General features: G+C 70.5%; 18 protein-coding genes and 1 pseudogene. 13 read left to right on the forward strand and 6 right to left on the reverse strand.

Annotated features, from left to right (window positions below):
• The first annotated feature begins 90 nt into the window (after window positions 1-90).
• The 3 genes from HNQ61_RS20040 to HNQ61_RS20050 all read left to right on the forward strand — a co-directional run bounded on the left by HNQ61_RS20040 (window position 91) and on the right by HNQ61_RS20050 (window position 3,551).
• Window positions 91-1,425, forward strand: a complete 1,335-nt coding sequence (locus HNQ61_RS20040) for an RCC1 domain-containing protein (RefSeq protein WP_170038312.1) — start codon at window positions 91-93, stop codon at window positions 1,423-1,425.
• A gap of 385 nt (window positions 1,426-1,810) precedes the next feature.
• Window positions 1,811-2,200, forward strand: coding sequence for a hypothetical protein (locus tag HNQ61_RS20045; protein WP_170038310.1), 390 nt, complete (start codon window positions 1,811-1,813; stop codon window positions 2,198-2,200).
• Between the two features lie 694 nt (window positions 2,201-2,894).
• A complete protein-coding gene (locus HNQ61_RS20050) occupies window positions 2,895-3,551 on the forward strand; it encodes an isochorismatase family protein (protein ID WP_205762001.1) in 657 nt (218 codons plus the stop codon).
• Window positions 3,552-3,725: 174 nt separating this feature from the next.
• Here the strand turns inward: HNQ61_RS20050 and HNQ61_RS20055 are convergent, their stop codons facing one another.
• Both HNQ61_RS20055 and HNQ61_RS20060 read right to left on the reverse strand, forming a co-directional pair.
• Entirely contained in the window at window positions 3,726-4,844 is a 1,119-nt protein-coding gene (locus tag HNQ61_RS20055) for an NAD(P)-dependent alcohol dehydrogenase (RefSeq protein ID WP_170038308.1), read from the reverse strand.
• A 37-nt stretch (window positions 4,845-4,881) separates the two neighbouring features.
• Window positions 4,882-5,913: an L-dopachrome tautomerase-related protein gene (locus tag HNQ61_RS20060; RefSeq protein WP_170038306.1), complete on the reverse strand. Its 1,032-nt coding sequence runs from the start codon at window positions 5,911-5,913 to the stop codon at window positions 4,882-4,884.
• A gap of 248 nt (window positions 5,914-6,161) precedes the next feature.
• Between HNQ61_RS20060 and HNQ61_RS20065 the strand changes: the two genes are divergently transcribed.
• The 3 genes from HNQ61_RS20065 (at window position 6,162) to HNQ61_RS20075 (ending at window position 9,260) form a co-directional block, all read left to right on the forward strand.
• On the forward strand, window positions 6,162-7,382 hold the full coding sequence (locus HNQ61_RS20065) for a zinc-dependent alcohol dehydrogenase (protein ID WP_170038304.1): 1,221 nt from the start codon (window positions 6,162-6,164) through the stop codon (window positions 7,380-7,382).
• 208 nt (window positions 7,383-7,590) lie between these two features.
• Complete coding sequence (locus tag HNQ61_RS20070; protein WP_170038302.1) at window positions 7,591-8,283, forward strand: transporter substrate-binding domain-containing protein; 693 nt, start codon at window positions 7,591-7,593, stop codon at window positions 8,281-8,283.
• Window positions 8,280-9,260, forward strand: a complete 981-nt coding sequence (locus HNQ61_RS20075; RefSeq protein ID WP_205761999.1) for a cation diffusion facilitator family transporter — start codon at window positions 8,280-8,282, stop codon at window positions 9,258-9,260. The genes HNQ61_RS20070 and HNQ61_RS20075 overlap by 4 nt, the downstream gene beginning before the upstream one ends.
• Before the next feature lie 230 nt (window positions 9,261-9,490).
• On the opposite strand, the gene HNQ61_RS20080 is transcribed toward HNQ61_RS20075, so the two are convergent.
• Entirely contained in the window at window positions 9,491-9,916 is a 426-nt protein-coding gene (locus HNQ61_RS20080; RefSeq protein ID WP_170038300.1) for an organic hydroperoxide resistance protein, read from the reverse strand.
• Between the two features lie 168 nt (window positions 9,917-10,084).
• On the opposite strand from HNQ61_RS20080, the gene HNQ61_RS20085 reads away from it, so the two are divergent.
• Window positions 10,085-10,273, forward strand: a complete 189-nt coding sequence (locus HNQ61_RS20085; protein ID WP_170038298.1) for a hypothetical protein — start codon at window positions 10,085-10,087, stop codon at window positions 10,271-10,273.
• 63 nt (window positions 10,274-10,336) lie between these two features.
• Here HNQ61_RS20085 and HNQ61_RS20090 read toward each other — a convergent pair whose 3' ends face one another.
• From HNQ61_RS20090 to HNQ61_RS20100, 3 genes are all read right to left on the reverse strand, one after another.
• Window positions 10,337-11,725: an ATP-binding protein gene (locus HNQ61_RS20090; protein ID WP_170038297.1), complete on the reverse strand. Its 1,389-nt coding sequence runs from the start codon at window positions 11,723-11,725 to the stop codon at window positions 10,337-10,339.
• On the reverse strand, window positions 11,722-12,465 hold the full coding sequence (locus HNQ61_RS20095; RefSeq protein ID WP_170040409.1) for an SDR family oxidoreductase: 744 nt from the start codon (window positions 12,463-12,465) through the stop codon (window positions 11,722-11,724). Before HNQ61_RS20095 ends, HNQ61_RS20090 begins: the two co-directional genes overlap by 4 nt.
• A gap of 730 nt (window positions 12,466-13,195) precedes the next feature.
• Window positions 13,196-14,098, reverse strand: coding sequence for an AraC family transcriptional regulator (locus tag HNQ61_RS20100; protein ID WP_170038296.1), 903 nt, complete (start codon window positions 14,096-14,098; stop codon window positions 13,196-13,198).
• A 318-nt stretch (window positions 14,099-14,416) separates the two neighbouring features.
• Here HNQ61_RS20100 and HNQ61_RS20105 point away from each other — a divergent pair, with 318 nt between their 5' ends.
• From HNQ61_RS20105 to HNQ61_RS20135, 6 genes and pseudogenes are all read left to right on the forward strand, one after another.
• Window positions 14,417-14,836: a hypothetical protein gene (locus tag HNQ61_RS20105; RefSeq protein WP_170038295.1), complete on the forward strand. Its 420-nt coding sequence runs from the start codon at window positions 14,417-14,419 to the stop codon at window positions 14,834-14,836.
• 137 nt (window positions 14,837-14,973) lie between these two features.
• Complete coding sequence (locus HNQ61_RS20110; RefSeq protein WP_170038294.1) at window positions 14,974-16,287, forward strand: acetate and sugar kinases/Hsc70/actin family protein; 1,314 nt, start codon at window positions 14,974-14,976, stop codon at window positions 16,285-16,287.
• Window positions 16,288-17,214: 927 nt separating this feature from the next.
• Window positions 17,215-17,900: pseudogene (locus HNQ61_RS28865) on the forward strand (dienelactone hydrolase family protein).
• A 187-nt stretch (window positions 17,901-18,087) separates the two neighbouring features.
• Complete coding sequence (locus tag HNQ61_RS20125; protein ID WP_170038291.1) at window positions 18,088-18,564, forward strand: MarR family winged helix-turn-helix transcriptional regulator; 477 nt, start codon at window positions 18,088-18,090, stop codon at window positions 18,562-18,564.
• A 114-nt stretch (window positions 18,565-18,678) separates the two neighbouring features.
• A complete protein-coding gene (locus HNQ61_RS20130; RefSeq protein WP_170038289.1) occupies window positions 18,679-19,086 on the forward strand; it encodes a DoxX family protein in 408 nt (135 codons plus the stop codon).
• A gap of 76 nt (window positions 19,087-19,162) precedes the next feature.
• Window positions 19,163-20,263: an LLM class flavin-dependent oxidoreductase gene (locus tag HNQ61_RS20135; RefSeq protein WP_170038287.1), complete on the forward strand. Its 1,101-nt coding sequence runs from the start codon at window positions 19,163-19,165 to the stop codon at window positions 20,261-20,263.
• Window positions 20,264-20,295: the final 32 nt, after the last annotated feature.

Here is a 20,295-nt window from a genome sequence, read left to right on the forward strand (position 1 = left end):
TGATGGAGCGGGACGGCCCCGGGCCCCGGCATCCTCCTTCGGGGAGATTGTTTCCCTGTTCCACCCCCCCTGGTACCGGAGAGCACCATGATGAAGCAGTGGACTGTACGCGTGATTCCTGCGCTCGCGCTGGCGGCGGCGCTGGGCGCGTGCTCGGACTCGGCGCTCGCGCCCGAGCCGCGGGACGCGGCCGCCGGCGTGGATGCGAACGGCGCGGGCTCCGGCCTTGCGCGCGCGTTCCTCAGCGTGAGCGCGGGGCTGGGCTTTACCTGCGGCACCACCCTGGACGGCGCCGCGTACTGCTGGGGCGAGAACGGCTCCGGGCAGCTGGGCACCGGGGACTTCGACGCCCGCGCGGTGCCCGCCCGGGTGGCCGGCGTGCCGGCGGCGCTGGCGGCCAGCACGGGCGCCGCGCATGCGTGCGCGCTGACGGCGGCGGGCGAGGTGTACTGCTGGGGCGACAACTCCGCCGGCCAGCTGGGCGACGGCACGACGTCCGGTTCGGCCTCGCCGGTGCGCGTGCGGCGGCCGGCGGGTGTGCGGTTCGTTTCGGTGACCACGGGCGCCGTCCACGGCTGCGGGCTCGCCACCGACCGGGCCACTTACTGCTGGGGCGACAACTCCGCCGGCCAGCTGGGTGACGGCACGCTGAACGGCAGCTCCGTCCCCGTTCGCGTGCAGGCGCCGGCCGGCGCCGTGTTCCGGTCCGTGCGCAGCGGCGACGGCGCCGCGCACACCTGTGCCGTCGGCGCGGCCGGAGCGGCCTGGTGCTGGGGCGACAACAGCTACGGCCAGCTGGGCACGGGTGCGGCGGGCGCCCCGTCCACGGTGCCGGTGCGCGTCGCGGGTGGCGTGCGCTTCACGGCGGTGGCTGGCTCCGGGCTGGGCCACACGTGCGCCGTGTCCACGGCGGCGCAGGCGTACTGCTGGGGCGACAACTCCAACGGCCAGCTGGGCGATGGCACCACCGTTCCCCGGCCGCTGCCCACCGCCGTGCTGAGCACGCGCCGCTACGCCAGCGTGGAAACGGGCTGGTTCCACAGCTGCGGCTCCACCTTCCTGTCCGGCGCGTACTGCTGGGGCGACGCCAACGGCGGCAAGCTGGGCAACGGCACCGCGAGCGGCTTCACCGCGGCTCCGGTGGCCGTGACGGCCAGCCAGGGCTTCGGGCAGATGGACCCGGGCGCCGACCACAGCTGCGCGCGGCGCGTGGATGGCGCGGCGTACTGCTGGGGCCAGGGCTTCTCCGGCCAGCTCGGGGACGGCCAGTCCACCAACTCGGCCGTGCCGGTGCGGGTCGCGAACCCCGGGTCCACTCCGGCGGCTTCGCGCGCGGCGGGTGCGGGCCGGGCGCAGGCGCGCGACGGTGTGGCCGAATGGTGCCGGGCCCGGGCGGCCCGCGGCGCCGCGGTCATCTGCGCCTGATCACGGACGGCCCGGCCGGTACCGCCGGCCGGGCCGGTCTGTCCCACCGTCACCGGTCTGTGATCGCCCCGAAGACGTCCGCGGAGGATGGAACACCGGGCGTGGCGGGGCGGATCGCGGCCTTGCGCGGTGCGGGCGCTCCGCGGGGGAGGTCCCGTATCCGCCATCCGCACACGCGTCCCAAGCCCCCTTCCGCTCCGCGGGAAAGTCGCTCGCCGCTCCGCCGCCCGGGACGCGCCGCCTTGTCCGGCCCCTCCTCAAGTGACGCCGTGCGATGAGTTCCTCGATGATCCGCCGGGTGCGGGCGGCCCTCTTCACCTGCAGTGTCCTGTTCATTGCGCGGACGGCCGTGCAGCCGCGGGGGGCCGGCGTGGCGCGCCACCGGATGGCCGCGGCGCAGGCCGGCTGGTCCGCCGAGGCACGATACCGGCTGGCGGAATCGCTCACGTATCACGGCCGGGGCGGCATGTGGGCCGCGGGTGCGCCCCGGACCGCAACGCTTGGCGAGGATGGCGCCGCCGAGTACCGCGTCAGGCTCGTGCCCGGGCGCCGGTACGCGATCCACGGCGTGTGCGGGGAGCGCTGCTCGGACATCGATCTGCGGCTCTTCGATCCGGGCGGACGTGAACTGGTTCGCGATGTGGAGGCCGGCCCCGATCCCCTCATCGAGGTCCGCGCCGGGATTCCGGGCGTCTACCGCGTACGCCTTGTGATGGTTCGCTGCGCGGGAGCGGCATGCAACACCGCTCTCGGGGTATTTTCCGCCGCGGATTGAGCGTTTCCGCATGCCAGTCAGGCGGGGAATCTCAGGAATTCGTACCGGCTTTCTGCTGTTGCAGGTGAAGTCTGTTCGGGGAATTTTCCGCCGTTGTTGCGGAAATTCATTTGCTCCCGCACCATCGGCCGGCACGAACTTTCTCGGATCGGTATCCGACCTTCAGCGGTGGCGTGAGGCCCAGCTTCCGTTTCGTTCTGCACCACCACGGACGATGACATGCGAGAGGCCCGGCCCGGAACCATTCCGGGCCGGGCCTCTCGCGGTTTGTCCGTTGCGCGTCCCAAGGAGGACGAGGTCCGGACCGTCGGAACGCTGTGCCTCACGCGGCCCCCGGCTTGCGACGGCGCGCCGGCCCGATTCCGGATGGTTCCGGCCCGTACCTGGCGGGCCGTCCGCCAGCGCGCCGCATGAAAGCAGTGTGCTCCGGCCCGCGGAGATGGTGCCGGTGCACCCGGAAATCTCCCGTGCGCGGCCGGCCCCATCCCCACGTGCGCGTCCCTCGATTGAAGGCGGCAAGGAGCTTTGCGATGGCGTCCCCAGACAGGACGGAGATCTACAGCCGCGCCGCGGACGGCGGCATTCAGCTCGCCGCCAGTACGACCGCTGGCACCTTCACGATGACTACGTTCATCTCGCCCCGCACCACGCGGGCGGGGGGCTGCTGCGGTGGGACGCGGAACTGAAGCCGGTCGTGGATGATCCCGCTCGCGGCGCCCTCGTCGTCATCGACATGCAGAACGACTTCTGCGCGCCCGGCGGGTGGACGGACGCATCGGGGCTGGACTACAAGGCGTGCCGCGAGGCGATTCCCGGGGTGCGCCGGGCGGTGGAGGCGGCGCGCGGCTACGGGATGTGGGTGATCTGGGTGTTCTGGCACAACCGCCCGGACCTGCGCAACCTGGGCGCACCCACCCTGTACTCGTTCAAGCACGACCCCGGGCAGAAGGGGATCGGTGAGGAACTGGAGCACGGGCCCGTGCTCACGGAGCGCTCATGGGGCGCGCGGATGGTGGATGAACTCGCGGAGATGATGCACGAGGACGACGTGCTGGTGGAAAAGGTGCGGATGAGCGGGTTCTACGGCACCCACCTGGACCAGGTACTGCGCACCCAGGGCATCAGCACCCTGTTCCTGGCCGGCGTGAACATCGACCAGTGCGTCAGCACCACCATGGAGGACGCCTACTTCCGGGACTACAACGCGGTCCTGCTTTCCGACGCCTGCGCCACGTCCAGCCCGTCGTACTGCAAGGACGCCGTGATCTTCAACGCCAGGCAGTGCTGGGGCTTCGTCACCGACACCGCGAAGTTCGCGGCCGCGCAGCCGTTCGAGCGCGGAGAGTCGTAGAGCCGTCGTGGTGATGGCGGTCCTCCATCCCGGGAGGATGCAACCCGGCGGCGGGTGCGGCGGCGAGGACCGGGGCCGCACGCCATCGTGCCGGGTCCTCGCGGGGAGCGATGGATGGGGGTGATCCGGGAGCCCGTCTGATCGCGGTGGATTTTCGCCGGCGAGGCGGAGGCGCTACACCGCCATCCGCAGCACCGGCTTTACCGTCCGGCCGCTGTCGCTGTCGTCGATGGCCTGGTTGACATCGGCGAAGTCGTAGAAGCGGATGAGCTTGTCCAGCGGAAAACGGCCGTCGCGCTGCAGCTCCATCAGGCTCACCAGAAAGTCCGGCGTGTGCCCGCCGCCGCCCAGCACGCCGATGATCCGCTTGCCGTTCAGCAGCACGTCGGGGTGATTCACCTTGACGCTCGCCGTCATCTTCGCCCCGCCCACCATCGCGCAGACGCCCAGGATGCCGAGCGCCGCCACCGCCTCGGCGACCAGGTTTGAGCCGTCCGTGGCCTCGATGCTGTAGTCCAGCGCGCCCTTCGTGAGCTCCTTGAGTTCGGCGACGGTGGCGGCGCCATGCTCCAGCGTGTGCGTGGCGCCCAGTTCCCGCGCCAGCGCCAGCCGCTCCGGCACCCGGTCGATGGCGATGATGGTGGTCGCTCCCGTGAGACGTGCGGCCATCACCGCGGCCAATCCCACGTTGCCCGCGCCGAAGATGGCGATGGACGAGCCGGGCCGCGGCCGCAGTTCGTTGAGTACCGCCCCCGCGCCGGTGCTGATGGAGCAGCCGTACGGGCCGGCCTGGTCCAGGTCCAACCCATCAGGGACTTTCGCCAGCTGCCGCTCCAGCGCGATGGCGTGCGTGGCCCACGAGGACTGCTGAAAGAAGCGGCCGGCCAGCGGTTCGCCACCTGCCCGCTTCATGGGCGTGGAGCCGTCCAGGCGGAATCCGCCGAACATCAGCTCCTTGCCCTGCTCGCAGTAGCGCGGGTTGCCGCCGCGGCACCACCGGCAGCGGCCGCAGTACGGAAAGCCGATCATCACCCGGTCACCGGGCCGCACGCCGGTGACGCGCGATCCCACCTCCTCCACGATCCCCGCGCCCTCGTGGCCCAGCACGCCGGGTGTCGGAAACGGCTCCAGTCCGTGGATGCAGCCGCGGTCGGTGCCGCACACGCCGCAGCTGTGAATGCGCACCAGCACCTCGTCCTCGCGCGGGCCTTCCAGCTCCACCTCTTCCAGCTTGATGGTGCGCCGGGTGAGGGCACCGTCCGCCTTTTCCATCACGGCCGCGGTGATCTGCATCCTCTCTCTCCTGTCGATGGATGGCGTCCCGCGCGCGTCAGCCCTGGCCCGTGATGCGGAACAGCTCGGTGCGCACGGCGAGCGGGTTGCCCTCCTTGAACCAGGGCATGTCCATGATGTGCGAGGCGGTGACGTAGATGACGCCATCCGGGCCTTCGGAAAACGTGTCCGGCCACCGCAGCCGCTCGTCGGAGAGGAGCGTGCGCACGACATCGCCTTCGCGGATCTTGATCGCGTTCTCCTCGAGGGCGCTGATGTACATCCGCCCTTCCTCGTCGATCCACAGCCCGTCGCTCACGCCGTTCTCGCCCACGCGCTCGACCCTGCCGCCGAGTTCGTCATCGGACAGCGATTCGTCGACGAGCGCGGCGGTCTCGATGCGGTAGAGGGTGCGGCCGGTGAGCGCCTGCCAGTACAGATGCCGCCCGTCGCGCGACAGGGCTATGCCGTCCGCCGTGAACTCCACGCCGCGGCCGTCCGTGCGGCGCAGCGGCACGCCATCCACCTTCACCACGACGTTTTTTTCCAGCTGGGTGCTGGGATGCCCGTCCAGCACGCGCCGCGCGGAGCCGTTGCGCAGGTCCACCACGATGAGGGCACCGCGCGCGCCGGATTCGGTGATGTACGCGTGCCGCCCGTCCGGGCTGAAGCGCACGTCGTTCAGGTAGCTGCCCTGCGGCGCCACGTCCTCATCAAGTGTGATCGTGCGCGCCACGCGGTCGGAGCCGAGATCGATGCGGACGAGCTTGGGCCCGCCGGGCACCACCTGCGACTGCGCCGGCGCCGCGGGGTCCAGCACCCACAGCCCGCCGCGCCCGTCCGCCACCACGCTCTGCACGCACACCCAGTGGTCCTCCGGCGAGACCTCGTTCTTGTTCGCGTTGCGCCAGCGGTTCCACTCCTCGTCCGGGTACGGCCGCGGCTCGCCGTCCACGAGTTCCGCGACGGAAACGGGCGCGTCCTCCGACCAGCGCGGAAAGCATACGAAGATGCGCCCCGTCTCGGAGACGGTGACGCCGGTGACCTGGTGCTCGAAGGTGGCGACGCGTTCCAGCGAGTGGCTGCTCATGGGCGGATGGCGTGCGGGCGGCGGTCCGTGCCCGGGCAAGCCGCGGGCGATCACGGCGGGGGGTGCTGGCAAGCGGGGTGCCGGGCGGGTTGTACAGGCCTTTGAACGCCGGTGCCGCGCTCCGCGGGCGCACCGGCCCGGAGGTTGCCAGCGTCCCCGGCCCGGCAGAGGCGGGCGCGGGCCGGAGCCGGATGGATGGAGGGCGGACGCGCGGTCCGCAGATTCCTTGGCGAGAGAAGGGGGATACGATGAAGGCAGTGGTGTTTCACGGCATCGGCGACGTGCGGCTGGACGAGGTAAAGGATCCCGCGATCAAGGATCCCACGGACGCCATCATCCGCATCACGTCCAGCGCCATCTGCGGCACGGACCTGCACTTCGTGCGCGGCACGGTGGGGCCCATGAAGCCGGGCACCATCCTGGGCCACGAGGCGGTGGGGATCGTGGAAGAGGTGGGAAAGAACGTGCGCAACCTGCGGCGCGGCGACCGGGTGGTGGTGCCGTCCACCATCGCCTGCGGCGCGTGCTCGTACTGCCGCGGCGGCTACTACAGCCAGTGCGACGAGAGCAACCCGGGCGGCAGCCGCGCAGGCACCGCGTTCTTCGGCGGGCCGGAGGCGAGCGGCTCGTTTCACGGGCTGCAGGCGGAGTACGCGCGCATTCCGTACGCCAACATCGGCCTCGTCAAGCTGCCGGACGGGGTGGATGACGACCGGGCGATCATGATTTCCGACATCTTTCCCACCGGCTACTTCGGCGCCGACATCGCGGAGATCGAGCCGGGCGACACCGTCGTCGTGTACGGCTGCGGTCCGGTGGGGCAGTTCGCCATCGCCAGCGCCAAGCTGCTCGGCGCCGGGCGCATTCTGGCCGTGGACACGCACCCGGACCGGCTGGAGATGGCACGCGCGCAGGGCGCGGAGGTGATCGACTACAACGCCGAGCACCCGGTGGAAACCATCCTGGAGCTCACCCGCGGCATCGGCGCGGACCGGGCGATCGACGCGGTGGGGGTGGATGCCGAAACGGCGCAGTCCGGGCCGGCGGCAAAGGAGGCGAAGAAGCAGGCGGAGGAGTTTGAGCAGCAGGTGCAGGAGATCGCCCCCAAGCAGAACCCGGACGGCGACAACTGGAAGCCGGGGAACGCGCCGTCGCAGGTGCTGACGTGGGCCACGGACTCGCTGGCCAAGGCGGGGACGCTGTCCATCATCGGCGTGTATCCCGAGACGATGAAGCAGTTTCCCATTGGACAGGCGATGAACCGCAACCTCACGCTGCAGATGGGCAACTGCAATCACCGCAAGTACATCCCGCACCTGGTGGAGCTGGTTTCCTCCGGCGCGTTCGATCCGCTGCAGGTGCTGACCAAGCGCGAGCCGCTGACGGACGTCATCGACGCGTACCGGCAGTTCGACCTGCGCCGCCCGGGATGGGTCAAGGTGGAGCTGAAGCCCGGTTCCGCCGCGTAGCGTCCGCCCGCGGCGCATCGAGAGGAGAGCCCTTCCCCGGTCCGGGGGAGGGCTCTCCGCCGGTTCACACGCTGCGGAAATGGATGCCGCGCGAGGGTCTCGCTGGAAGCCGGTCCGGAGCGGGTAGTTCGCCGCGTCCGCCCGCGCCGTCTGCCGGCCGAGGGCGGCGGAATGCGTACTGGTTCGGCGTTTGCCTGCTTCGATCGGCATGCGACCGAGAACCTGTATCGCGGCCCTGCTGATCCTGGCCGCCGGGTGTGACCTGCCTCGCGATCCCCAGGGGACGCGCGACCGCGTGCGCGACGGAACGCTGCGGGTGGGCGTGGCGCACAATCCTCCGTGGGCGGCGCTCCCCGCGCCCGGCGAACCGGGCGGGGTGGAGCCGGCGCTGGTGCGAAAGCTGGCCGCGGAACTGGGCGCCCGGGTGGAGTGGGTGGCCGGCAGCGAAACCGAACTGCTGGCCTCGCTGGAGGAGCACCGGCTGGATCTGGTGGTGGGCGGGCTTGCGGCCACGGACCCGCGCGGCGTGAAGCTGGGCTTCTCGCGCCCGTACTACACCGACACCGTCGCCGTGGGCGCGGCACCGGACGGCGCCGCGCGGGCGGATCTGCGCGGCGTGCGCGTGGGTGTGGAGCGCTCGCGGACGGGAGCCGCCGATCTGGCGTCCAAGGGCGCGATCCCCATCCCGGCGGACGCGCTGGAGCGCTTTCCCGGGCTGGTGGCCGCGCCGGTGTGGCGGCTGGAGCAGGCCGGCCGCCAGCGTACGGACATCGTGCTTTCCACCGAAGCGCGCGTCATCGCCGCGCCGCCGGGAGAGAACGCCTGGCTGGTCACCGTCGAGCGGTTTCTGCGCGCGCACGAGGACGAGGTGCCGGCCATGCTGCGGCGGGAGCGGCCGTGAGGGCGCGCGACGGGTTCGATCCGCCGGAGTCCCGCGAGCGCGACATGAACCGCGCCCGCCGGCTGGAGTGGGCGACGCTCGCGTGGATGGCTTCCATCATCTTCGTGATGTACCTGACCATGGGCGCGTCGCAGGCCATGCGCACCGCCTGGATTGAGGACATCCTCAGCCTGGTGCCGCCCATCGCGTTCCTGGTGGCCTCGCGCTACCAGGGACGCAGGCCCACGGAACGCTTTCCCTACGGATTTCACCGCACCATCGCGATCGCGTTTCTGTGCGCGTCCGTGGCGCTGGCCTTCTTTGGCGTTCTGCTGCTGTTTGAGGCGGGCACCAGCCTGATCTCGCGCGAGCACCCCACCATCGGCACCACGGTGGTGTTCGGCCGGCAGGTGTGGCTGGGGTGGCTGATGATGGGCGCGCTGCTGTACAGCGTGGTTCCGCCCGTCATCCTGGGACGGATGAAGCTTCCCCTGGCGGAGCGGCTGCACGACAAGGCGCTGCACGCGGACGCGGCCATGAACAAGGCCGACTGGATGACGGGGCTGGCGGCCATCGCCGGCGTGCTGGGGATCGGGCTGGGATGGTGGTGGGCGGATGCGCTGGCCGCGGCGCTCATTTCACTGGACGTGCTGCGCGATGGATGGAAGAACCTGACGCAGAGCGTGCGCGACCTGATGGACGAGCGCCCGACCGAGGTGGGCGGAAGCGAGCCGGACCCGCTGCCGGACCGCATCCGCGAGTCGCTGCTGGCGCTGGACTGGGTGGCCGACGCCGATGTGCGCCTGCGGGAGGAGGGGCACCTGCTCAGCGGCGAGGCGTTCATCGTTCCGCGCGAAGAGGCGGGGCTGACGCGCAGGCTGGAGGCGGCCGGGCGGGAGATCCAGGCGATGGACTGGCGCCTGTACGACGTGTCGCTGGTCCCCGTCACCTCGCTCGCCCAGGACCCCGCGCCCGACAAGGCCGCATCCAGCCGTTGATTCCGGCGCATTCGATCCGTTTTTTTGACGTTCGATGAGGCGGCGCGACGGTCCGTGATCGCGCATGCATCATGGCGCCGGTCGTCCGTCGCGCCGCGCGGGATGAGGAACGGGGGACCGGCATCATGCCGGTCCCCCGTTCGTACATCGACCAGACAACGATCGTGCTGATGCCGACGTGGACGCGCCGTGCTCGCTGGCCTGAGCCCCGGCGCGACTCCCGCGTGCCGTCAGACGACGGTGAGCGTGACGTCGATGTTGCCGCGGGTGGCGTTGGAGTAGGGGCAGACCGCGTGCGCCTTCTGCACCAGTTCCTCCGTCTGCGCGCGCTCCATCCCCGGCGCGGTGATCCGCAGTTCAACCTGCAGGCCGAATGCGCTGCCCTCGGGGCCGATGCCCACGCGCGCTTCCAGGCTGGTGCCGGCGGGGAGCGGCGTTTTGGCGTGCGCGGCCACAATTGTAAGCGCGCTCAGGAAGCACGACGCGTATCCGGCCGCGAAGAGCTGCTCGGGATTGGTGCCTTCGCCGCCCGCGCCGCCCAACTCGCGAGGCGTCGCGAGCTTCACGTCCAGCGCGTTGTCGGACGAGGTCGCGCGGCCGTCGCGCCCGCCCGTGGCGGTGGCTGAGGCCGTGTAGAGAACTTTGCTGACCGGCATCTGCGTTCCTTTTCGATGTGGATCGTGATTCGCGGGACGGCCATCCGTCGCCGCCCCGTTCCGCTCGCCGGACACTGCATCAACGACACCACCGGCCGGCCGCGTGCGCTTCCGGGGCGGCCGGGAGGTTGCAGAGACGCCGCGCAACCCTCATCGAAAAGGAAGCACATGCACCCGTTTCTCTGGCTCGGCATCGCGCTGGTCGCGCTCTGGCTGCTCGTGGTCGTCGTGTTCAAGGTGGTGGGCTTCGCCTTTCACCTGCTGCTGCTGGCCGCGGTGGTGTTCATCATCTGGGGACTGGTGAAGCGCGGAGCCCGCAAGATCGGCATCGGCGGAGACCGCGTGAACCGCCGCTGACCGCGCAGGCCCGCGCCTGACCAAGCCGCGTCCAACGCGCCCCATCCCCGGAAGCAGGGTTCCTCACCGCGCCGGCTCATCCACCGTGCGAGGGGGATGGGCCGGGACCGTGAACTGAAAGCGGCTCCCGCCGCCGGGAACGCTCTCCACCCACACCCGCCCGCCGTGCGCCTCCACCAGTCCCTTGACGATGGCGAGGCCCAGGCCCAGCCCGCGCCGGTCGGAGCGGTTCGCCTGCCAGAACCGGTCGAACAGGTGGGGCAGATGCTCCGGCGCCAGCCCGGGCCCGCTGTCCCGCACCCACCACCGCACCTCGCCGCCCTCCGCCGATGCGCCAACCTCCACCCTGCCGCCCGCGGGGGTAAACTTGACGGCGTTGGTGAGCAGGTTTCCCAGCACCTGAAGCAGGCGGTCACGGTCGGCCAGGATCAGGGGCAGCCCGTCTTCCACGTGAAAGGCGAGCTCGATGGCCCGCTCGTCCGCCGCGTACCGGTACGTCTCGATCACCTCGCGTACGATGGGCTCCACCGGCTCCGGGGCGCGTTCGATGGACAGCCGCCCCGCCTCGATCCGCGACACGTCCAGCAGATCGTCGATCATGCGGTTGGCGCGGCGCGTGGAGTTCACGATGGTGCCCAGCGTGCGCCCGAACACGCCGTCGCGAAGCTCCCGCGGTGCTTCGTCCAGCAGGTACGACGCGCCCATCCCGATGGTGCTGAGCGGGTTGCGCAGATCGTGCGACACCACGCGCAGCACCTCGTCGCGCGCCTGCACCGCCTCGCGCGCGGCACGGTACAGCCGCGCGTTGTCGATGGCGATGGAGGCGATGCGGCCAAGCTCCCGCGCAAGTTCCAGGTCGGCGGCCTGGTAGTGCCGGTCGGTGCGGGTGGAGCCCAGCACCAGCACGCCCAGCCGCGCGCCCCGCGCCACGAGGGGAACAAAGATGAGCGACGTGGGCGCGAGTTCCCGCACGCTCTGCAGATCCTCGTCGTCCACCGCGTTTTCGCGCAGCCAGTCGTCGGTGATGGGGGAAATCAGCACCGGCTCCTCTCCCGCCAGCCCCAGCGCGAGCGGCGGCGGGTCGGCGGGGCCGCGGGTGTCGGCCACGAGCCGCTCCAGCAGCGGGCGGCGGTCCGCATCCACGTGCGCCAGCCCCAGCGTGCGCACCCGGCCGTCCGGCTGCAGGATGTCGACCCCGCACATGCAGGCGAAGCGGGGAACGGCCAGGTCGGCCAGCGTCTGCATCGCGCGTTCGTAGTCCAGCGTGCCGGCGAGCGTCTGGCTGGCCTCGATCAGAAAGCGCAGCGCCTCGCGCGTGCGGATCGGCGAGCGTGGATGGCGCCGCGCATCCGGCGCTTCCGTCGCGGCGCGGGTCACGATGCCGTCCGGCACGTCCTCCGCCCGACGCGGCCCGGGCGGAAGCATGGGCGCGGCCCCGGGGACGCGGTTCACGAGGCCTGCGCCAGCGCCACCGCGTCGGGGCCGGCGGGAAAGCGGAGCTGGCCGGACGAATCGGTCGCGGCGCGGAACACCACTTCGGCCACGTCGCGCGGCGTCGTGACCGCGCCGGGCTGGGCGAACGCGGCCATGACGCGCTGCGCGAAAGGCTCGTACGGCGGCGGGATGAGCCCGGCCATGCGGGCGGCGCCGTTGCTGGCGAACCCGGTGCCGGGGCCGTACCCCGGCTGAACCAGCTTCACGCGGATGTTGAAGTCCTCCAGTTCGTGCGCCAGCGACGCCGTAAAGCCCTCGGTGGCCGTCTTGCTCGCGGTGTAGACGGCCACCAGCGGCATGGGCGCCAGCGCCACGGTGGAGGTCACGTTCACCACCACGCCCGCCCGCCGCTCGCGGAACTGCGGCAGCACCGCCTGCGTCATCGCCATCACGCCGAAGGTGTTGGTCTCAAAGACCTCGCGGATGGTGCTGAGCGGCGTGGCCTCGAACGCGCCCAGAAGCCCGATCCCCGCGTTGTTGACGAGCACGTCGATGGGCCCGCTCGCCTGGACGGCGGCCGCGATGCTCGCCGGGTCCGTCACGTCCAGCGCCAGCACGCGAAGCCGGTCCGACGCGGGGAAAAGGTCCGGGCGCGGGGTGCGCATGGTGGCGATCACGTTCCAGCCCTGCGCGTGAAAGTAGTGCGCGGTCTCGAGGCCGTAGCCAGACGAGCATCCGGTGATGAGCACGGTTTTCATCATGTGACCTTTGCGTTCCGGGGTGTGGTGCCGCGCGCCGCGAGCGGGCATGCGGATCGGCGGCGATGCCGTCATTCGACTCGGCTGGAATGTAGAGCCGTCGTGCCGGACCCCGAATCGCGCGGCGTCTGTAATCCATTCGCGATCGTCTTGATCGCGTCGGCGACACGCGCGCGCATGGAATACGGTTCCTGAGAAGTCCGCACCACCTGCCACCTGGTCGAAGAGCCAGGTCTCGCGCCGCCGCCGCTCCGCTGAACAGACGCGATCAGGCAGCGTGGGCGGCCGCTCTCACGCGTAACGCCACACAGCGCTCATCGCCAGACCGGATACGAAACGCCCGATCTATCATCATTTCGCGCCGCGAGCCCCGTTGTCGGCCTCGCGGATCGAGAATGGGTCCTCCTGAAAAAATGCGGATGAACTCAGCGCCTGCTCAGGCTTTCTGTTCGGTCCCTCCGCCATCGTGCCTGCACTCCAGGAGGACGCACCCGCGATGCACGAACTTTCCTTGAAGCGTAGAAGGCGTCCGCAGACACGACGATCGCGGAGCCCACGATTCCGTGGGCCCCGCGGCGTGTTCGGTTGATGGGAGTCTCGGAGGATGAACTGATTCCGAGCGTCCGCCGGGCTTCGCGGCGCTTGCCCGCGCAGGCCGAGGCAGGGAACGAGGAGAGCGGATGGGCGCGGGCCGGCGGAACCGCATCCGGCGGCGCACCGCGGCGGCGGGTCAGCCGGCGGAACGGGCGAAGTCGCTGGGAGAGCAGCCGATCAGGCGGGTGAACGCGGTGCTGAACGCGCTCGCGGACTGGTAGCCGATGTGCTCCGCCACCCTGGCCAGCGGCGTGCGCTCGCGGCGCAGCATGTCCTTGGCGATCGCCATCCTCCACTCCAGCAGGTACTGCATGGGCGGCATGCCCACCTTGCGGGCGAACCGCTCGGCAAAGACCGCGCGCGACATGTGACCGGTGCGCGCGAGTTCCGCGACCGTCCACTTTCGCGCGACATCCACGTGAATCTCGCGCAGCGAACGGGCGAGCGCGGGATCGGAAAGGCCGGCCAGCAGGCCGCGCTCCTCCCGCGCCGTGGTCGCGGGCCGAAAGCGGAGCGCCTCCACCAGCAGCACCTGCACCAGCCGCTCCAGAACCAGCTCGCGGCCGGGATGGTCCGCCTCCGCCTCCTCGCCGATCAGTTCCACGATCCGCCCGAGCCGCGCCGCGCCCGCCTCTTCGCGCCGGATGTGCACCACCGGGGGCAGCAGCCGGGCCAGCAGCCCCGCGTTCGCGGGATCCACGCGAAAGTATCCCCCCAGCATTCGCATGGTGGGGCCGGAACCGCTCCCGTGGTGCGTCTGTGGGGAATGGTCGATCGGCTCGGGGCGCGGCGTGATGCTCAGGTCGCTCGCCAGCGTAAAGCCGGGCGTCTGGGGAAAGAAGATGAAGTCGCCCCGGTTCAGTTCAAGCGGCCCGGCGCTGTCCGGCTGCAGAAAGCACGAGCCTTCCAGGAGGATGCAGAACGACGGGTCCGCGTACCGCTCCTTGTGGATGCTCCACTCGCCCGCGCCGCTCACGATCTTGGAGAGCACCGTCCGGGGGCGGAGCAGGGAGATGATGACTGAAAGCGGATCCGACATGTGCGCGGGAGGCTGGAGAATCGGTTGGGGAGCGTGTCGCGGGCGGGCCCTGGACCGCGCGGCACCGCGCGAGCTCGTCCCGCGACCGGCGCGTCGGGTGCAGGCGCTGATGATACGGGGCGCGGAGGGGCCGCCGCCATCGTCCAGGCCGGCGGCGCGGGGCCCGGGCGGCGGGCGGACGGTGCTCTGCATGGCCCGGGGAGACGGCGGATGCATCCCGGTCGGAAGACCGCTGCACCCGGCGCGGCGCCGTGCTATTATCCCCGCAGCCGCGCCGCGGCCCTCCCTTCGCTCCGTCCTTCGCCCTGTATCGATCCAGTGAGCACGCACGCATCGGCCTTCGACCTGGCGCGCCGGGGACGATGGTACGTCCGCATCATCGCGGCTGCGCTCGTGTCGGCAAGCGTGTGGGCGACGTTGCTCTACGTCATCCAGATCGGGCCGTTCATTCTGTTTCACCAGGTGATCCGGCTGGCGCTCACGCTCTGGCTGGCCTACGCCCTCCTTCGCGCCAGGGAAGGGGCGCGGTGGCTCACCGTGATCCTCTGCGTCCTGGTGCTCGTGCAGACCGGGATGCACCTGTACGAGACGCAGTCGGAACTCGGCGGGCGGCTGGTCATGGCCGTCGTGGCGGTGCTTTATCTGTGCATCGGCTGCGTGCTGCTGTGGTCGCCGGCGGTGGATGCGTTCTTTGCGAAGCGCGGGTTCGTCTCCCCTCCCGTGTTCAAGGATGATTGATCGGTCCGGGCTGATCCGCGGCCCGGGCGGCAGAGATTTCGCACACGCGGCGCCTTCCGGCCGGGCGCGGCGCGGTTCATCATCCCGGTCCAGACCTTTTGTCCCCAAGGATTATCGCACGTGAATACCGAGGTGAAGTGAAGAACAGCAGGCTGGTTTCCATCGACCTGGGCAGCGCGTACACCAAGGTCGCCATCCGCCGGAACTGGAACGCCGAATCGGATCTGCTCCGCGATCTGCCCCTGGCCTCGGACGAGGTGGACTTCTGCGTGCCGTCGGTGGTGGCGCGCGTGGACGAGGGCGGGCGCACGCGGTGGACCATCGGCGCGGCGGCGGCGGCGCAGACGCCGGGGGACGGCGTGCGGATCTTTCGCTACTGGAAGGCCCGGCTGTTCGCCACCGGCCCGCGCGCGCAGGTGAGCCGCGACCAGATGGGGCAGACCGCGGAGGCCGAGGGCGGCGAGAATTATGATGAGGTCGCCACCGAGTTCTTTCGCGGCCTGAGGCAGAGCCTGGAGCACTCTCCGTACGGCGAAGACATCGCGGCCAGCGCGGTTCGCGTGTGCGTTCCCAAGATCGACGTGGCGGACATGGATGCGCGCGTGGGGAGCATTCTGGACGCGGCGGGGTGGCGGCCGGCGCACGGCCGCGTGACCGTGTACGAGCCGGAGTCCAACGCGTGCGGCATGTTCACCCGCGGCCGGAACGCGACGTGGTATCCGCCCGCGGCCAGCTTTACGCCGCGCGCCGGCCGCTCGCTGCACCTGATGAAGATGCTGGAGCCGGAAGGGCTGCTGCAGGCGCTGCGGCGCATGTCGGGGAGCTTCGGCGTGCTGGTGATCGACATCGGCGGGTTCACCACGGACTTCGGGTACGTGCAGTTCGACACCAGCTTCAGCTCCAACGACTGGCATCGTCCCACCATCGTCCAGCAGTCCTACGAGCTCGGCATCCGCGAACTGGACCAGGCCATCTACGACAGTCTGGACGAGGGTGCGCAGCGGGAGATCCGGGCGCTTTCTCCCAGCCAGTGGGACGCGCTCAAGGTGGATCTGTATGGCGGGGCGCCGGTTACGCTGGGCAACGGCCAGCGGATCGGGGCGGGGGAGGGCGCGGAGCGGACGGTGGAGGCGCTGCGGAACTTCGCGGATCGTGTGATCGCGGTGCGCGACACGTTTCTGCGCGACCACGTGCGCGGGCCGGTGAACGCGCAGACGCTCACGGGCGGCGGGTCCATGATTGCGCCTCTGCACCGCGCCGTGGTGCAGGCGCTGGCGACGGACGAGCACGCGCGCGTCTACGATCTGCTGGATGAGAACGAGCCCCGGCAGACGCTGGTGCAGCGCGGCGGATACGTGGATGAGGACGCGGTGGCGGCGCGGGCCCGGCGCAACCAGGAACTGGTGCGCGGCGGCAGCGCCATCGGCGGGAGCAGCGTGTTCTTTGAGTGATAGATGGTGGGTTGAGGGTGAGCGGGGATCTTGCGCTCTGGGCGTGGACGCGTGAGCTGTACGGCGCACGGTCCATCAAAAGGTTGTTGAGCCCATCCGTGAGCCGCACCCCGCATTTGTCATCCTGAGCGAAGCGCCGCGGCGGGTTTTTCGATCCGCCGTACTCTGGCGCGAAGTCGAAGGATCTTGCCACGGTGGATGCGGAGTGCCCGCCAGGTGGGGGATGGATTCAGACTCGAACATCGGTGATGGTGGCCGGCGATGTGGCAAGATCCTTCGACTCGCTGCCGGGTTCGGTGCGGGGGAGAGCGCGGCATCGCCGCTCGCTCAGGATGACAGGGTCGGGGCTGTAAGTAGCCGCGCGACAACAACATGTCATCCTGAGGAGGCGCCGGCCGAAGGGTCAGCGGCACCGTGCTTTGGCGCCGACGAAGGATCTGGCCGGCCCGCGAGAACGGACGTGCGTGTCGCGACGTTGGCTCGGCGGACAGTAGATCCTTCGGTCGCGCACGCTCCCTCAGGATGACGCCTCGCGGCGTTCAAAGGCGAGAAGTCCGTTGCGGTTGAGCCGCATGGCGTCAGAACGCCGCGTCACGGCGGCACGGACGCACAACCCGTTTGCGGCTGCGCAGCGTCGCTGCTTCGCGGATGTGTGTGCGGGGAGGGCAGTCCGGGCGTGGCTCCACCGGACGCGCCGGGGGACAGGGCAGGGAAGGGATGTGCGGGACCTTGCGGGAAACCACCTTTCACACCGGAGCACCACGGATGAACCGAATCGCAGCCACGCTCGTTCTCGCCCTCGCCACCCTGACGGCGGCATGCGCCGCGGTCGCACCCGGATCCGGCGGAGCCCCGGCCACGGTCGCGCCGGGCGCGGCCGAGGCACCGGCGCGTCTGGCCGCCTCGCCGCGCCACGGCGAGTGGGTGATGGTGCGCACGGAAAGCGGCGACAGCCTGCGCGCCTGGGTGGTGTACCCGGAGCGCAGGGATCGCGCGCCGGTGATCGTGGTGGTGCACGAGATTTTCGGCCTCACCAACTGGATCCGCGGCGTGACCGACCAGCTTGCCGCGGATGGATACGTGGCCATCGCCCCGGACCTGCTTTCGGGGACGGGCGTTCCCACCGGCGCGGACGGTGATCCCGTGCGGGACTCGGCGACGGCGGCGATCCGCACCCTGAACCCGGCGGCGGTGCAGACGCGGCTGGACGCCACGGCGCGCTACGCCATGGCGCTCCCCGCCGCGCTGCCGAAGTACGGAATCGTGGGATTCTGCTGGGGCGGATCGGCCTCGTTCGCGCACGCGGTGCACGCGCCGGGGCTGGGCGCATCGGTGGTCTACTACGGCTCGTCGCCGCCGGCGGCGAGCTTGGCGACGGTGCGCGCGCCCGTGCTGGGCCTGTACGGGAGAACGACGCGCGGGTGAACGCCACCATCGCCCCCGCGGACTCCGCCATGCGCGCGCTGGGCCGCACCTTTCAGCACCAGATCTTTGCCGGCGCCGGACACGGATTCCTGCGCCAGCAGGACGGCCAGAACGGAGCCAACCTCCAGGCCGCGCAGGCCGCCTGGCCGCTCACCATCCAGTGGTTCCGCCGTCACCTGGGCAGCTGAGCGCGAGACGGCTTCCATCCGGAAGCCGTCACGGCCGGGCGGACGCACCTTATCCGCCCCACGCAACGCCGCCGCTCCCCGGAGCGGCGGCGTTTCGTGTTCCACGCCCGGCACCCGCGCGCGATCAGCGGCCGGTCAACCCGCTTCCCTTGTGTGGAATCGACAATCCATTTATCTTGATATCAAGATGATTGACGAAGCCGATCCGCTCGCGAATCCGCAACAGGACGAAGACACCGCCGCCGCGCTGAAGCTGTGGGTCGTGCTCAGCCGCGCCCAGCGCGCCATCGGTGATCGTGCGCGCCGCGAGATCGAACGCCAGGGTCTTCGCCCCACGGAGTTCGGCGTGCTGGAGGCGCTGTATCACAAGGGGCCGCTTACGCTTGGACAGGTGGGCGAGCGCGTTCTGGTCACCAGCGGCAGCGTCACGCCCGTGGCCGACAAGCTGGAGCAGCGCGGCCTGATCGCGCGGCGCATGTCCTCCGAGGACCGGCGCGTGTGCTACGCGGAGTTGACCGACGCCGGGCGGAAACTGGTGGATGGCATCTTTCCTGAGCATGCGGAAGTGATCCGCGCCGCCATGGAAGGCCTCACCACCGAAGAAAAGCGGATCACCACGTCGCTCCTGCGGCGCCTGGGGCGGCACGCGGCGGAGCGGGGGTGATTTCGGCTGATCAAATGGTTTGAAATCAAGATTCTTGGTTGTGAGTTAACGCGCCGGTCCGGCGCCGCGTCCGGGGCGATTCCGGGATAGTCGTTCTTCTGAGGAGAAACACCGATGTCCACAACTCTCGCGACCCCCGCGCCCCGCGAGCGCTCCAGCGGCAAGGCCGCCAACATCGCGCTCTGGGTGCTGCAGGTCGCCGCGGCCGCCATGCTGGGGATGGCCGGATTCGCCAAGCTCTCCGGCTCGCCGGACATGGTGGGTCTGTTTGATGCGCTCGGGGCGGGGCAGTGGTTCCGCTATCTGACGGGCTCGCTGGAGGTGCTGGGCGCGGTGCTGCTGCTGGTTCCGGCGCTGGCCGGCGCGGGCGCGCTGCTGCTGTTGGGGGTGATGCTGGGCGCCGTGGCCACGCACCTGTTCGTCATCGGCGGAAATCCGGGCATGGCGCTGGTGCTGCTGGCGGTGGTCGCCACGATCGCCTGGGCGCGGCGCGAGCGCACGCTGCGCCTGCTGGGGCGCTGAGCACGCGGGACAATGATGCCGGGCGGATCACGGGGGTTCGCCGGGCGCACGTTTTCTTTGGGATGATGAGCAGGCCATGACTACGCATCTGGAACTCGGACTGGACACTTTTGGCGACGTCACCCGCACCGCGGACGGTGCCTTGGTCCCGCACGCGCAGGTGATTCGCGACGTGATCGCCGAGGCCGTGCTCGCCGACCGGGTGGGCGTGGACTTCATCGGGGTGGGGGAGCACCACCGTGAGGATTTCGCCGTTTCCGCGCCGGAAGTGCTGCTGGCCGCCATCGCCGGGCAGACGGAGCGCATTCACCTGGGCTCGGCCGTCACCGTGCTAAGCTCGGACGATCCGGTGCGCGTGTTTCAGCGCTTTTCCACGCTGAACGCCGCGTCCGGCGGCCGCGCGGAGGTGATTCTGGGGCGCGGGTCGTTCACCGAATCGTTTCCGCTGTTCGGGTACGAGCTGAACCAGTACAACACGCTGTTCGAGGAAAAGCTGGATCTATTCGCCGCCATCCTGGAGGCGGACCGCACCGGCGAGCCGCTGACGTGGCGCGGCACCACGCGTCCACCACTGGAGGGCCAGCGCGTGTTTCCCGCCACGGACGGCGGGCTCAAGACGTGGATCGGCGTGGGCGGGAGCCCGGAGTCGGTCGTGCGCGCGGCGCGCTACGGACTGCCGCTGATGCTGGCCATCATCGGGGGCGACCCGCGACGTTTTGCGCCGTACGTGGATCTGTATCACCGCGCGCTCAAGGAGATGGGCACGCCGCGCCTGCCGATTGGCGTGCACTCGCCCGGGCACGTGGCGGAGACGGACGCGCAGGCGCGCGAGGAGCTGTGGCCGGGCTATCGCGAAATGCGCAACCGCATTGGCGCGGAACGCGGTTGGCCGGCGACCACGCGCGCGGAGTTCGACCGCGAGATCGAGTCGGGGTCGCTGTACGTGGGCTCCCCGGAGACGGTGGCGCGCAAGATCGCCGCGACGGCGGGCGCGCTGGGCGTCGCGCGCTTCGACATGAAGTACAGTTCCGGCCCGCTCGGGCATGATGTGCTGATGCGCGGCGTGGAGCTCTACGGGCGCGAGGTCATCCCCCGCGTCCGCGAGATGATGGGTGCCACCAAGGCCACCGCGGCCGAACCCGCGACCGCTGGCGCCGTCGGGGCTTACGCCGGCTGATCCGCACGCCGGAGCGCAGGAAAACAGAACGC

Source organism: Longimicrobium terrae (assembly GCF_014202995.1).
Lineage (GTDB): Bacteria > Gemmatimonadota > Gemmatimonadetes > Longimicrobiales > Longimicrobiaceae > Longimicrobium > Longimicrobium terrae.

What these genes read in the sequence shown, in the direction of transcription:
- HNQ61_RS20040 (WP_170038312.1), top strand. Translation starts at nt 91, where the DNA reads ATGAAGCAGTGGACTGTACGCGTGATTCCTGCGCTCGCGCTGGCGGCG.
- HNQ61_RS20045 (WP_170038310.1), top strand. Translation starts at nt 1,811, where the DNA reads ATGGCCGCGGCGCAGGCCGGCTGGTCCGCCGAGGCACGATACCGGCTG.
- HNQ61_RS20055 (WP_170038308.1), bottom strand. Translation starts at nt 4,844, where the DNA reads ATGCAGATCACCGCGGCCGTGATGGAAAAGGCGGACGGTGCCCTCACC.
- HNQ61_RS20060 (WP_170038306.1), bottom strand. Translation starts at nt 5,913, where the DNA reads ATGAGCAGCCACTCGCTGGAACGCGTCGCCACCTTCGAGCACCAGGTC.
- HNQ61_RS20065 (WP_170038304.1), top strand. Translation starts at nt 6,162, where the DNA reads ATGAAGGCAGTGGTGTTTCACGGCATCGGCGACGTGCGGCTGGACGAG.
- HNQ61_RS20070 (WP_170038302.1), top strand. Translation starts at nt 7,591, where the DNA reads ATGCGACCGAGAACCTGTATCGCGGCCCTGCTGATCCTGGCCGCCGGG.
- HNQ61_RS20080 (WP_170038300.1), bottom strand. Translation starts at nt 9,916, where the DNA reads ATGCCGGTCAGCAAAGTTCTCTACACGGCCTCAGCCACCGCCACGGGC.
- HNQ61_RS20085 (WP_170038298.1), top strand. Translation starts at nt 10,085, where the DNA reads ATGCACCCGTTTCTCTGGCTCGGCATCGCGCTGGTCGCGCTCTGGCTG.
- HNQ61_RS20095 (WP_170040409.1), bottom strand. Translation starts at nt 12,465, where the DNA reads ATGAAAACCGTGCTCATCACCGGATGCTCGTCTGGCTACGGCCTCGAG.
- HNQ61_RS20100 (WP_170038296.1), bottom strand. Translation starts at nt 14,098, where the DNA reads ATGTCGGATCCGCTTTCAGTCATCATCTCCCTGCTCCGCCCCCGGACG.
- HNQ61_RS20125 (WP_170038291.1), top strand. Translation starts at nt 18,088, where the DNA reads ATGATTGACGAAGCCGATCCGCTCGCGAATCCGCAACAGGACGAAGAC.
- HNQ61_RS20130 (WP_170038289.1), top strand. Translation starts at nt 18,679, where the DNA reads ATGTCCACAACTCTCGCGACCCCCGCGCCCCGCGAGCGCTCCAGCGGC.
- HNQ61_RS20135 (WP_170038287.1), top strand. Translation starts at nt 19,163, where the DNA reads ATGACTACGCATCTGGAACTCGGACTGGACACTTTTGGCGACGTCACC.